Origin of the sequence: Flavobacterium sp. (genome assembly GCF_044341265.1) — a bacterium.
In the GTDB taxonomy this organism is placed as follows: domain Bacteria; phylum Bacteroidota; class Bacteroidia; order Flavobacteriales; family Flavobacteriaceae; genus Flavobacterium.
The window spans coordinates 89,959-104,353 of the sequence record NZ_JBIISA010000001.1; the positions used below are offsets into that span (position 1 = coordinate 89,959).

A 14,395-nucleotide genomic window follows, 5' to 3' on the forward strand; every position below is an offset into this window, starting at 1 on the left:
ACAAAAGATTATTTATATTTGATTTTTAATTACTTGCAACGATGAAAAAGCATTACTTTTCTTTATTATTTTTATTTTTCTTTTCTGTTGCAAGTGCGCAGATTGTAAATATTCCTGATCCAGTTTTTAAGGCTTTGTTGTTGAGCGCGAGTCCTACTAATCAGATAGCGTCATATGAAATACCTAATAATTATAATCAAGTAAGTCAATATAGTACAATTGATACCAACAATGATGGAGAAATTCAGTTAAGTGAGATTTTATTGGTGAAATATTTAAACATTTCTTCTTCAAATGTTACAAGTATGGAAGGTATAAATAGTTTTATAAATTTAAAGTATTTAGATTGTACATTTAATAGTCAACTATTAGAATTAAATTTAAATGGCTTATATAATTTAGAACGATTATATTGTTATACCAATAGTTCTCTGACAAGTTTAAATGTAAGTGGTTTATCAAATTTAATAAGATTGGTTTGTACAGATAATCAATTAAATTTATTAAATGTTGATGGATTAAATAATTTGCAATTTTTTCATTGTTACAATAATCAATTAACAAACTTGGATGTTAGTGATTTAACTAGTTTAGAAATATTACATTGTTCTGGGAATTTATTATCCAATTTAGATTTAACTAATCTAACGAATTTGCAGATAGTATATTGTTCCGACAACCAATTAACAACATTAACTCTTACCGGATTAAATAGTTTAGAGGGTCTTTTTTGTGGTCTTAACAATTTAGTAGGTTTAAATCTAAGTTCTTTGACAAGTTTAGAATATTTTGATTGTCAATATAACCAAATAACGAGTTTAGATGTAAGCGATCTAACAAATTTAATTCAATTAAATTGTAGTTTCAATCAGCTTTCAACCTTGAATGTTAGTGGATTAATTAATTTATCCACTTTGGAATGTTCTTACAATTCACTTTCTTCGTTAATCTTAAGTGGAATCACCAATCCTATCTATAATACAATTTTTGGTTTAAACTTTTCTGTAAATCCAAATCTAGTATATATTTGTGCTGATGAAGAAGATATAACCTTTGTTCAATCTAAGATAGATGAATTTGGTTATACATCAACATGCCAAGTAAATAGCTATTGTTCTTTTACTCCTGGTGGAACTTATTATACCATTCAAGGAAACAATAAATTCGATGGAAATTCAAATGGTTGTGATGCCACAGATGGTTTTTTTCCCAATTTAAAATACTCAATTTCTGACGGAACTAATTCTGGAAGTTTAATTTCGAATGCTTCTGGTAATTATTCAATTCCTGTTCAGGTTGGTACACATATCATCACACCACAAATAGAAAATCCTAGCTATTTTACGGTTTCTCCAACAAATGCAACTGCAACTTTTCCTGCAACAGCAAGCTCTTTTGTTCAAGATTTTTGTATTGTTCCTAATGGAGTTCATCATGATTTAGAAGTAGTTATTATTCCACTTGAACCTGCTCGTCCTGGATTTGATGCTACTTATAAAATAAAATACAAAAACAAAGGAACAGTTTCTGAAAATGCAACTTTAGTTTTTGATTTTAATGATGATGTTTTAGATTATGTTTCTTCATCATTAGCTCCAACTTCTACAAGTATAGGTTTACTATCTTGGAATATTGGAACGGTTATTCCATTTCAAAGTGGTGAATTTGTAGTATCATTAAATGTAAATTCTCCAATGGAAACACCTGCTGTAAATGGAGGTGATATTTTGAGCTATACAGCTACAATAAATGGATTAAATACAGACGAAACACAACTTGATAATACTTTTCCATTGCGACAAATTGTTGTAAATTCTTATGACCCAAATGATAAAACATGTTTAGAAGGTACAACAATAAATCCTACTATGATTGGTGACTATGTTCATTACCAAATTCGTTTTGAAAATACAGGAACTTATCCAGCGCAAAACGTTGTAGTTAAAGACATGATTGACACTACAAAATTTGATATTTCAACGTTGCAAATCACGGACACTTCACACAGTTGCGTTACAAGAGTTACAAATCCAAACAAAGTAGAATTTATTTTTGAAAACATAAATCTTCCGTTTGATGACGCAACAAATGATGGTTATATAGTGTTTAAAATTAAAACAAATTCAACTTTGGTTGTTGGAAACACCATAAGTAATTTGGCAAATATTTATTTTGACTACAATTTTCCAATTGTAACAAACACAGCAACAAGTACTTTTCAAACTTTGGGAAACAATCAATTCAATTTAGACAACTATGTTAGTTTGTCACCAAATCCAGCAAAAGATATTTTGAATTTGAATGTTCAAGATGAGGTGAATATAAAATCAATTGCAATTTATAATATGTTAGGGCAATTGGTTCAAATAACAACAAGTCCAACAAATTCCATTAATATTTCCGATTTAAAAGCAGGGAATTACATCATTAAATTGCAAACGGAAAAAGGCGAAATCATTAGAAAGTTTATAAAAGAATAAGTTTTTTATAATTAAGAGTAGTAATATTTCTACAAAAAATATAATATTATGTTAATATTTTAACTAATTTTGCACCGATAACCAATAAAAATAAAATATCATGTTAAAAGAATTTAAGAATTTTATAATGACAGGAAACGTAATTGAGTTTGCTGTTGCAGTAATTATGGCAGGTGCAGTTGGTGCAGTTGTTAATGGATTTGTTGCCGATATTATGATGCCTATTGTAGGTCATTTTTCTGGCGGTATGGATTTTGCAAATAAATTCATTGCTTTGGACGGAAAAGAGTATTTAACACTTGAAGCTGCTAAAACAGCTGGAGGAGCAGTTATAGCTTATGGAAGTTGGATTAATACTATTATAAGTTTAGTTACTGTTGGATTTGTAATGTTCATGATTGTAAAAGCATACAACAAAATGAAAAAACCAGCAGAAGCTCCAGCTCCAGCAGGTCCAAGCCAAGAAGAATTGCTTACTCAAATTAGAGATTTATTGAAAAAATAATAAACCGCTACAGTATATATTCTAACTAAACCGCTTCTTAATTGAGGCGGTTTTTCTTTTTTAATACTTCAACATTCAAAATTCCTTGTTGAATATTCAAAATTTTCTTTTTTCAAAGTATTTTCTACCTATTTTTGTACTTCCAAATTTTAAATATATTTATATGAGAGTTGCTGTAGTTGGTGCAACCGGAATGGTTGGCGAAGTAATGCTTCAAGTTTTAGCAGAGAGAAATTTTCCTGTAACTGAATTAATTCCTGTAGCTTCAGAGAAATCTGTTGGTAAAGAAATTGAGTTTAAAGGAGCAAAATATAAAGTAGTTGGTTTGCAAACTGCTGTAGAAATGCGTCCCGATATTGCTTTATTTTCTGCTGGAGGAGAAACTTCTTTAGAATGGGCTCCAAAATTTGCAGAAGTAGGAACAACAGTTATCGACAACTCATCAGCTTGGAGAATGGATCCAACAAAAAAATTAATTGTTCCAGAAATTAATGCTTCAGAATTAACTAAAGAAGATAAAATTATTGCCAATCCAAACTGTTCAACAATTCAAATGGTTTTGGTTTTAGCGCCTTTACATAAAAAATATAAAATCAAACGTGTAATTGTTTCTACTTATCAATCTATTACTGGTACAGGTGTAAAAGCAGTGCAGCAATTAGAAAATGAATACGCTGGAATTCAAGGAGAAATGGCTTATAAGTATCAAATTCACAGAAATGCAATTCCTCAATGTGACAGTTTTGAAGAAAATGGTTACACTAAAGAAGAAATGAAATTGGTTCGTGAAACTCAAAAAATTATTGGGGATAAAACAATTGCTGTAACGGCAACAGCAATAAGAATACCTGTTGTTGGTGGACATAGCGAAGCTGTGAATATTGAATTCGCAAACGATTTTAATGTAAGTGAAATCAGAGATATTCTTCATCACACCGATGGAGTTGTAGTTCAAGATAACACCGATACTTATACTTATCCAATGCCTTTGTTTGCTCAAGGAAAAGATGAGGTTTTTGTAGGTAGAATTCGTCGTGATGAAAGTCAGCCAAACTCTTTAAATATGTGGATTGTAGCCGATAATTTAAGAAAAGGAGCTGCAACAAATACTATTCAAATTGCAGAATATTTAGTTGCTAATAAATTAGTTTAATTAAATTCAAGTATACTAACCATTTGAGTTTACAAATCTTAAAATTTGTTAATTCAAGTGGTTTTTCATTGTTACTAGTATATATTTGCCGTAATGAAAGGAAAATACTCTGTAGTTAGTTTGTTTTTTGGTTTGGCAATATTGTTCGCAATATTGTTACAATCCCTGCATTCTTATCATCACATAGAAGTTGCACTTTCAGAAAAACACTGTAATCATAAATATGCAGTTAACAAGACTGAAATAAGTCATAGTCATCACGATTCTGACCATTGTTTTGTTTGTGAGTTTACATTAAACTATAGTTCTCAATTAAGACTTGAGGATTGTTTTTTAAACGCCCATTCTTATTTTAGAAAAGTAACGTTTTTTCATTCCGCTGAAAATATTTCTTTTTTCTCAGGATGCATTTATTCACTTCGAGGACCTCCGCTTTAATTGTTTATTTCGTTTTAATTTAACGTAAACAATTCAAAGAAAAATAAATGCAAAAAATCATAATGTTTTTTTGCTTATTGTGTTTTGCATCTAATTATGGTCAAAACACAATAAGTGGAAAAATAGTAGATGAAAATGAAAAACCACTTGAAAAAAGTCATATTCATATTTCTTCTAAATCAACTGTTAGTAATAGAAATGGAGTTTATTCAATAAACGACATTCCATTTGGTCCTACAAAATTTTTAATAAGTTATGTGGGTTATCAATCTATTGATACTATCATTACTGTAACTCAAAATCAAGTCATTAATTTTAAATTAAGGCAAAAAGCGGAGCGTTTGAATGAAATTGTAATAAAACACAAAGATAATTATTACAATAATACCGTGTCTGAGCAAAAAATTAAGGAGACAGTAATAGAAAAGTATAGTAGTCAGTCTTTGGCTAATGCTTTGAAAGAAGTTTCAGGAGTTTCAATTTTGAAAAGTGGTAGTACTATAGCAAAACCAGTTATTAATGGATTGCATAGTAGTCGTGTACCAATTTACAACAATAATGTAAGAATAGAAGATCAACAATGGGGTGTTGAACACGCTCCAAATTTTGATATAAATTCGGCAGGTAAAATAACTGTTTTAAAAGGCGCATCAGGTTTACAATATAGTGGCGATGCTATAGGTGGAATTGTTATTATTGAACCGATTAGTGTAAAAAAGGACACCCTATTTGGAAAAGCTTTAACTACTTTAGAGAGTAATGGTAGAGGTGGAACAATTTCAACTAGTTTGCATAAAGGTAATTTTTGTGATTGGAGTTGGAACGTTCAAGGTAGCTTCAAATATTATGGAGATAGACAATCTCCGAGTTATAATTTATCAAATACTGGAAATAGAGAAGCCAATTTTTCTGGTGATATAAAATACATCGGAAAGAAATATGATTTTTCTGCTTTCTATAGTTTGTATAATGCTACCATAGGAATTTTGAGTGCATCACATATTGGTAATGTAAATGATTTATATAATTCAATCAATAATAGCATACCTTACATTGTAAATGATTTTGATTATTCAATTAAAAATCCAAAACAAAAAGTGACGCATCATTTAGCTAAACTGAATTATAATTTCAATTTTAATGATAATGAAGTTTTGGGTTTGCAATATTCTTTTCAATTTAATAATCGAAAAGAGTTTGATTTGAGAACCGGAATTCAAGATTCAAAACCAGCTCTTGATTTGAATTTAATTACACACACTTTTAATGCAGATTACAAACTTGTAAATGGAGATTGGGATTACAAACTTGGAGTTTCAAGTTCGTTTCAAAACAATACGGCTAGTCCAAATACAGGTGTTAGGCCTTTAATCCCAACTTATGACAAGGTTGATGCTGCAGTTTATGGAATTGTTGATTATCATTTTTCTAGTGATTTTTCTGTTGAGTTTGGTGCACGTTATGATTTTTCATCCATTGAAGCAACAAAATATTATTTGAAATCAAGATGGGATGAAAGAAATTATAGTCCAGATTATAATGATTTTATTATAGGTGATTTTGGAAATCAATGGTTGACTAAGCCACAATTTTTGTTTCATAATCTTTCAGCTAGTTTGGGAGCACAATATTCATTTGGTTCAGATTATGATTTGTATTTCAATCTTAGTCGTGCAGTTAGAAATCCTAATCCATCAGAATTTTTCAGCGATGGTTTGCATCATTCTAGTGGCATGATTGAATTGGGAGATTTAAGAATAGATAGTGAAAAGTCTAATAAAATCAGCACTTCACTTCAGAAAAAGTGGAATAATTTTGCTGTAAATATTGGACCATTCCTTAATTACATTGAAGATTTTATTTTTTTAAAACCAGTTGGTTTTGAAACAACTATTCGCGGAGCTTTTCCGGTTTGGGAATTCAACCAAACCAATGCTGTTTTAACTGGTGTAGATTTTAATTCACAATGGAAAATAACTAAATACTTTCAACATAAATTGATGATATCTTTTGTTAATGGAGCAGACATAAAAAATAATGAATCACTAATAGATATGCCTCCGTTAAATATTAATAATCGTATTCAATTTAACAAAAAAGAATGGAGTAATCTAAAGTTAGAATTTCAAAGTGAAATAGTTTTCAGACAAAATCAATTTCCAAATAATAATTTTATTTCAAATATTGTAGTTGATGGGAATTTAGTGCCAGTTGAAATAAATATTAGTTCACCGCCTCAAGCCTATAATCTTTTGCATTTTTCTTCAGATGTTGATTTTAAAACATCTAAAAATTCGTTTACAACCATTGGTCTTTCAGTATTTAATATATTTAATACTAAATACAGAGACTATTTAAACAGACAACGTTTCTATGCCGATGATTTGGGTAGAAACATTCAAATTCAAGTAAAAATTAATTTCTAAAAATATTAAAAATGAAAACATTTAAATTATCAAACAAACTTTTCTTATCTCTTTTTGCTGTTGCATTAATTTCTTGTAGCGATGATGATAATCCAGCTCCTGTAAATGAAGAAGAAGTGATAACAACTGTTAGAACAACATTAGTTGGAGGTGGTCAAACAATAACACTATTATCTAAAGATTTAGATGGTGACGGACCAAATGCGCCTGTTGTAACCGTTTCAGGGAATTTAACAGCTGGAACTACCTATACAGGTTCAGTTGCTTTCTTGAATGAAACAGTAAATCCAGCTGATGATATTACAACTGAAGTAGAGGAAGAAGGTGTAGATCACCAAATTTTTTATCAAGCACCTGCATCAATTGGTACTTTTACCTATACTGATACTGATGCAAATGGGAAACCTATAGGGCTAGATTTTACTTTGGTTACTGCTTCTGCTGCAACAGGTAATCTTACGGTAACACTTAGACATTTGCCGAATAAATCAGCCGCTGGAGTTTCAACAGGTAATATAGCAAATGCAGGTGGCGCAACAGATGCACAAGTTACATATCCTTTAGTTGTTAACTAATAAATAATAAACGAATTTAATTAAAAAGGTTATTCTTTAATGAGAATAACCTTTTTGTTTTTTAAAATCTATTATCACCATCTAATAATCTCCCAATTCCGCCAAGAAGACTTCCTTCTTCTTTAGAACTTCCGCCAGTTCTAGGAGCAGAAGCGATAATTCTATCGGCAAGACGACTAAAAGGCAATGATTGAATATAAACTGTTCCAGGTCCACGAAGTGTTGCATAAAACATTCCTTCTCCTCCGAAAATCGTATTTTTAATTCCGCCGATAAATTCAATATCGTAATCAACATCTTTTGTAAATCCTACAATACATCCAGTATCAACTTTTAAAACTTCTCCAGCTGATAATTCTCTTTTAGCTAAAGTTCCACCCGAATGAACAAAGGCCATTCCGTCTCCTTCTAGTTTTTGCATAATAAAACCTTCACCGCCAAAAAGACCACGACCAAGTTTTTTAGAAAATTCAATTCCTACAGAAACACCTTTTGCAGCACATAAAAAAGCATCTTTTTGACAAATGAATTTCCCTTGAAATTGTCGTAAATCTATCGGAATAATTTTTCCGGGATAAGGAGAAGCAAAACAAACTTTACTTTTAGCATTGTTCTGATTTAAATATGCCGTCATAAAAAGACTTTCGCCAGTCAAAACTCTTTTTCCTGCAGAAAGTAATTTTCCAAAAACACCACCTTGATCTTGACCTGAGCCATCACCAAAGATAGTTTCCATCTTGATTCCGTTATCCATCATCATAAAACTTCCAGCTTCTGCAACGACAATTTCTTGAGGATCAAGTTCTATTTCTACATATTGCATTTCTTCACCAAAAATTTGGTAATCTATTTCGTGAGCTTGCATAATTTCAATTTTTAAGATTATTACTATTAGATAATTATTTAAACAAAAAGTTACAATGAAGATACTAAAAACACATCAAATACAGAAATGTTTAAAAAATTAAGTTTTAAAATATTTATTATATAAAAAATTAATTATATTTTTACCATATTACTAACCAATAAAATAAATATTTATGAATTCAATGTTTACAAAAATTGTTAGAATACTCTTAGGGATTATACTTCTCGTTTTTGGAGCTAATAAGTTTTTTGGCTTTATTCCTTTACCAGAATTGCCTGAACAAGCAAACAATTTTATGACCTCTTTAGGCGCAACAGGTTATGTGCTTAAAATAGTTGGAGTATTAGAAATTGTTATTGGAGCTTTACTTCTTATGAAAAAGTGGGTTGCTTTTGCATTAACATTATTAGCGCCAATATCAATTAACATTCTATTATTTCATTTGTTTTTAGATGTGAATGGGATAGGTGGAGCACTATTAGTGGCCATTTTAAATGGAATTTTAATTTATAAATATTGGACACATTATAAATCGTTATTTCAATAAAATAAAAAAGCTTCCATTTATCGGAAGCTTTTTTTTAGTATTCTAGTTTGCCAATATGATTCATAACTCTTACAATTTTCCCTTTTCTTTTTTCAATGTAAGAAGATGAATTCGTGGCTTTATATTTTCTTGGATTTGGTAAAATGGCTGCAATTCCAGCTGCTTGAATTTTAGTTAAGTTTTTTGCGTCGGTTCTGTACCAATGTTCGGCTGCAGCTTCTGCACCATAAACACCTTTGCCCATTTCTATTGAGTTAAGATAAACTTCCATAATGCGTTCTTTTCCCCAGACAATTTCAATCAAAAATGTGAAATAAGCTTCCAATCCTTTTCTGATATAACTTCTACCTTGCCATAGAAATACATTTTTTGCGGTTTGTTGTGAAATGGTGCTTCCTCCTTTAAGTTTTTTTCCACGATTGTTGTTTTTAAAAGCTTTTTGCATCGCTTTAAAATCAAAGCCATTATGTTTTAGAAAATTACCATCTTCACTAGCAATAACTGCTTTTTGAAGATTAACAGAAATATCCTCTAAAGGAACCCAATCATGGCTACAAGTCATTTCTTGTCCATCCATTTTTTGTTCAATTGCTCTTGTAATCATTAATGGAGTGAAAGGAACAGGAATCCATTTAAAAAGAACAACTAATAAAATGGAAATGCCAAAAAACCAAAGCATTGACTTCCAGATAAATGTCTTAAGCTTTTGAAAGAAAGTTTTGTTTGTCGATTTTGAAATATTCTTTTTTGTTGCCATTTATATTAATTCTGCTAATTCTTGTCCTATTAAGCTTCCAATTGCTACACCCATTCCGCCAAGTCGAACGCCGCAATAAACATTTTCAGAGATTTGAGAAACAATTGGATTTTTATGTGAGCCAATTCCCATAATGCCACTCCAACGATGTGCAATTTGAAATTCTTGATTGGGTAAAATTACATTTTTTAATAACTCTTCCAATCTATTTTGAATTTTTTCTGTTTGAGATAAATCAGTTGTGGTTTCTCCTTCAAAATCTAAATTTCTTCCACCACCAAGTAGTATTCTATCTTCAAAATTCCTAAAATAATAATATCCTTTGTCTAAATGAAAAGTACCACGAATGTCTAAATTTGGAATTGGTTCTGTAATTAAAACTTGTGCTCTTGCAGGTTTTACAGCATTACTTGTAAGCTCAGATGCAAAACCATTAGTAGCAAAAAGCAATTTTTTTGTTTCAAACGAGTAATCATTTACTATAATTTCAACAGAAGTATTTTTTTCAATATGTGAAGTAACTTCGGCTTGATTTAAAATTAAAATATCTTTAGAAATTGCTTCTTTAAGAAGTGCTTGCATCATATTTCCGGTATCAATCTGACCTTCAAAGGGATTGAAAATAGAATATTCATGGATGTTTTGAAAATTAAATCTATCAAACTCTTTAGAAAAAACATCTGATTTAAAAAGTGGTTTTATGATATCATTTATAAAAGGTAATTTTTGTAAACATTCATTATAAGTGTTTTCATCTTCTTTCAAAAATAATTCATAACCTCCATAAGGTTTGAAATCAATGGCTTCATCTCCAAGTCGTTTTCTTAAAATTTGCAATCCATTCAAACGTTTTTGAATTAATTGAATGACTTCTTCTTCGGAATGAGATTTTAAATCATCAATAATTTCTGACAAACTCCCAAAACAAGCAAATCCGGCATTTTTTGTACTTGCACCTTGAGGAAGAATTCCCTTTTCAAGTATTAAAATTTTACTTTTTGGAAATTGTTCACGAAGAGTTAAAGCGCAATGTAAACCTACAATCCCACTGCCTACGATAGTAAAATCTACATTTGAAAACCAATTTTTTATTTCCCAATAACTTAAATGCATCGAATATTTTTTATAAAAATAATAATTTTTTAGAATTTTCATTTGAATTCGAATAATTTTATAAATTGTAAGAATAGTTGTGAATTTTATAAATTAAGAACATGCACTTCATCGATTTGTTAATAACTTTTATAGAAACATGAAAATATGACAAAATTCTTGATAATTTTGATATTCTATTTTTTAACCAAAAACTAAATATTATGAAGTTAAAGTTACTTCCTGTAGCATTATTAGCGATGACGAGTTTCGCTTTTGCTCAACAAAAAGGTTCATTTTGGAAAACTTCTACTAACAAGAATGTACCACTTCTTGAGAGTAGAATGCAATTACCAGAAAAAAATCTTTTAGATTTGGATGTGGACGCAATGAAAGCTACGCTTTCAAGTTCACCAAAAAGAGATTTATCTTCAAAGTCTGCTGTTATTGTTTCATTGCCAAACGCTGATGGTGAAATGGAACAATTTAGAATTTATGAAAATTCCAATATGGATCCTGCTTTAGCAGCTAGATATCCAGAAATTAAATCTTACATTGGTGTTGGAATTAATAATCCTACTTTGACTGCTTATTTCAGTATGTCACCACTTGGATTTAAATCTATGGTTCTTGGAGCGGATAGATCTGCTGTTTTTATTGAGCCATTTTCTCAGGATTTAAAAACATATTCTATTTATAAGAAAGCTGACAAAGCACAATCATTTTCTCCTTTTGAATGTAGTGTTGTAGAAGAAGCATCTTCAAGTCTTGATGATTTAGCTTTACGTCCAAATGCAGATGATTCAACTTTAAGAACATTTCGTTTAGCTTTATCAGTAACTGCTGAGTATACAACATATTTTGGTGGAACAAAAGCATTAGCTCTTGCGGCAATGAACAATTCAATGACTCGTGTTAATGGAGTTTTTGAAAAAGATTTTGCAATAAGAATGGTATTAGTTGCTAATAATGATTTAGTGATTTACACCAATGCGACTACAGATCCTTATTCTCCAGCTACAAGTTTATCGAACTGGAATTCTCAATTACAATCAACTTTAACTTCAGTAATTGGTGAAGCCAACTATGATGTAGGACACTTATTTGGTGCTTCTGGTGGTGGTGGAAATGCTGGTTGTATCGGTTGTGTTTGTGTAAATGGTTCTAAAGGAAGTGCTTACACTTCTCCAAACAATGGAATCCCATCAGGAGATACATTTGATATTGATTATGTTGCTCACGAATTTGGACATCAGTTTGGTGCAAATCATACTTTTTCTATGAGTAATGAAGGAACAGGTGCAAATATGGAACCAGGTTCAGGTTCAACAATTATGGGTTATGCAGGTATTACTAGTCAAGATGTTCAGCCTAATTCAGATGCTTATTTTCATGCAATTAGTATTCAACAAGTAACTAATAATGTTAAAACTAAAACTTGTCAAACGAATACAGCAACAGGGAATTCTGTACCAACTGCTCTAGCTGGATTAGATTACACTATTCCTAAAAGTACTCCATTTATGTTAACTGGTTCAGGAACTGATGCTAACGGAGATGTACTAACTTACAACTGGGAACAATTTGATAATGCAGCATCTACTGCAACAGGAGCAAGTTCAGCAGCAAGTGCAACAAGAACTTCAGGACCAACTTTTAGATCTTATAATTCTTCAACTTCTCCGGTAAGATATTTTCCAAATATGACAAGAGTTTTGGCTGGTGCAACTACAACAGCAGGAACTGAAATTACAGTTGAAGCTTTACCATCTGTAGCAAGAACTATGAATTTTAGATTAACGGTTCGTGATAATAGAGCTGGTGGTTCTGCAAATAATTCTGATGATATGATTGTGACAGTAAACGGAACAGCTGGGCCATTTTCTGTAAGTGCACCAAATACAGCAGTTTCTTATGTTGGAGGAAGTTCTCAAACAGTAACATGGGCTGTAGCAGGAACAACGGCAAATGGCGTTAATTGTGCTAACGTAGATATTTTATTATCTACTGATGGAGGATCAACATGGTCAACTTTATTAGCAGCAACTCCAAATGATGGAACACAAGCGGTAACAATTCCAAATACACCTGGTACTACCAATAGAATCATGGTAAAAGGAACAAATCATATTTTCTTTGATGTTTCTAATACTAACTTCACTATTACTTCTGGTGTAACAGATACTGTTGCTCCAACAGCTCCAACATTAGCGGCTTCTGGAACAACTCAAACTACAACAAATTTATCTTGGTCAGGTGCTACAGATAACGTTGCTGTAACAGGTTATGATGTTTATTTAGGAGCTACTTTATTAGGTTCAACAGCTTCTACAACTTTTGCTGTTACAGGTTTAACAGCTTCAACTACTTACTCATTTACTGTAAGAGCAAAAGATGCTGCAGGAAATGTTTCTGCTGATAGTAACTCAGTTTCTGTAACTACTTTAGATCCAGTAATTGATACAACAGCTCCAACAGCTCCAACATTATCAGCTTCTGGAACAACTCAAACTACTACAAATTTATCTTGGACTGGCGCTACTGATAACGTTGGGGTAACAGGATATGATGTATTAAGAAACGGAGTTGTAATTGGATCTACAACTACAGCTACAACTTTCGCAGTTACAGGTTTAACAGCTTCTACAACATATACTTTTAATGTTAGAGCAAAAGACGCTGCTGGAAATATTTCTGCAAATAGTAATACTGTTTCTGTAACAACTTTAGCTGTTGCTACAGTAACTTATTGTACTGCTTCTGCAAATAGTACAGTAGATGAAAGAATAGGAAGAGTTCAATTAGGAACAATTAATAATCCATCAACTGGAACTGCAGGTTATGAAAACTTTACAGCTTTATCAACAAACTTGGTAAGAGGAACGGCTAATACTATTACTATTACACCATCATGGACAAGTACTGTATATAGTGAAGCTTATAGAGTCTATATCGATTACAATAAAGATGGAGATTTTGTTGATGCAGGTGAAAGCGTTTATTCTAGAGCTAGAACAACTACAACTCCAGTTTCAGGTTCATTTACTGTTCCAACAACAGCAACACTTGGAGCTACAAGAATGAGAGTAATCATGAGATATAACACTACTCCAACAACTCCTTGTGGAACATTCGATTTTGGTCAAGTAGAAGATTATACAGTAAATATTACTTCAACAGCAAGACAAGACGAAGAGGTTTCTAAAAATCAAATTTCTTTTAACTTATATCCAAATCCTGTAAAAGGAGATGTCTTAAATATTGATAACCTTGAAGCAGATTCAAGCTATAGAATTTACAACATGATGGGACAAGAATTAGGAAAAGGTAAAATTGAAAACGAAAGTATTAATGTTGGTAATTTAGCTGCAGGAACTTATTTAATTGAAGTTTCTAATGCAAATGGAGCAACATCAAAACGTTTTATTAAGCAATAATTTTTTAGTCAGTTAATTTTAAAAGCCGTTGCGTTTATCGTGACGGCTTTTTTTATTACTTTTAACGAATCATTAAATAACCTATTTCAGTATCGAAAGATGCTGAATTAAATTCAG

10 protein-coding genes are annotated in these 14,395 nt (G+C 31.1%); 7 read left to right on the top strand and 3 right to left on the bottom strand.

What is annotated here, in order from left to right:
• The first annotated feature begins 41 nt into the window (after positions 1-41).
• The 5 genes from ACIQ06_RS00450 to ACIQ06_RS00470 all read left to right on the top strand — a co-directional run bounded on the left by ACIQ06_RS00450 (position 42) and on the right by ACIQ06_RS00470 (position 7,577).
• Positions 42-2,480, top strand: a complete 2,439-nt coding sequence (locus tag ACIQ06_RS00450) for a leucine-rich repeat domain-containing protein (RefSeq protein WP_396142879.1) — start codon at positions 42-44, stop codon at positions 2,478-2,480.
• A gap of 100 nt (positions 2,481-2,580) precedes the next feature.
• The gene (mscL, locus tag ACIQ06_RS00455; protein ID WP_396142881.1) at positions 2,581-2,985 is read left to right on the top strand and encodes a large conductance mechanosensitive channel protein MscL; all 405 of its coding nucleotides are present in this window, start codon (positions 2,581-2,583) and stop codon (positions 2,983-2,985) included.
• A gap of 163 nt (positions 2,986-3,148) precedes the next feature.
• The gene (locus tag ACIQ06_RS00460; protein ID WP_396142883.1) at positions 3,149-4,138 is read left to right on the top strand and encodes an aspartate-semialdehyde dehydrogenase; all 990 of its coding nucleotides are present in this window, start codon (positions 3,149-3,151) and stop codon (positions 4,136-4,138) included.
• A gap of 485 nt (positions 4,139-4,623) precedes the next feature.
• Positions 4,624-7,002, top strand: coding sequence for a TonB-dependent receptor (locus tag ACIQ06_RS00465; RefSeq protein ID WP_396142885.1), 2,379 nt, complete (start codon positions 4,624-4,626; stop codon positions 7,000-7,002).
• Positions 7,003-7,013: 11 nt separating this feature from the next.
• Positions 7,014-7,577 carry a type 1 periplasmic binding fold superfamily protein gene (locus tag ACIQ06_RS00470; RefSeq protein ID WP_396142887.1) on the top strand — a complete coding sequence of 188 codons (564 nt, stop codon included), beginning with the start codon at positions 7,014-7,016 and terminating at the stop codon, positions 7,575-7,577.
• A 61-nt stretch (positions 7,578-7,638) separates the two neighbouring features.
• On the opposite strand, the gene ACIQ06_RS00475 is transcribed toward ACIQ06_RS00470, so the two are convergent.
• Positions 7,639-8,442: a TIGR00266 family protein gene (locus ACIQ06_RS00475; RefSeq protein ID WP_396142889.1), complete on the bottom strand. Its 804-nt coding sequence runs from the start codon at positions 8,440-8,442 to the stop codon at positions 7,639-7,641.
• A gap of 175 nt (positions 8,443-8,617) precedes the next feature.
• Here ACIQ06_RS00475 and ACIQ06_RS00480 point away from each other — a divergent pair, with 175 nt between their 5' ends.
• Positions 8,618-8,992 (top strand): DoxX family membrane protein, encoded by a 375-nt coding sequence (locus tag ACIQ06_RS00480; RefSeq protein ID WP_344815595.1) that lies wholly within the window; start codon positions 8,618-8,620, stop codon positions 8,990-8,992.
• A 34-nt stretch (positions 8,993-9,026) separates the two neighbouring features.
• Here ACIQ06_RS00480 and mtgA read toward each other — a convergent pair whose 3' ends face one another.
• Together mtgA and ACIQ06_RS00490 are read right to left on the bottom strand one after the other, a co-directional pair.
• Positions 9,027-9,749, bottom strand: coding sequence for a monofunctional biosynthetic peptidoglycan transglycosylase (gene mtgA, locus ACIQ06_RS00485; RefSeq protein ID WP_396142892.1), 723 nt, complete (start codon positions 9,747-9,749; stop codon positions 9,027-9,029).
• Positions 9,750-10,862, bottom strand: a complete 1,113-nt coding sequence (locus tag ACIQ06_RS00490; protein ID WP_396143148.1) for an NAD(P)/FAD-dependent oxidoreductase — start codon at positions 10,860-10,862, stop codon at positions 9,750-9,752.
• Positions 10,863-11,065: 203 nt separating this feature from the next.
• Here ACIQ06_RS00490 and ACIQ06_RS00495 point away from each other — a divergent pair, with 203 nt between their 5' ends.
• Positions 11,066-14,278 carry a reprolysin-like metallopeptidase gene (locus ACIQ06_RS00495; protein WP_396142894.1) on the top strand — a complete coding sequence of 1,071 codons (3,213 nt, stop codon included), beginning with the start codon at positions 11,066-11,068 and terminating at the stop codon, positions 14,276-14,278.
• The last annotated feature ends 117 nt before the right edge of the window (positions 14,279-14,395 follow it).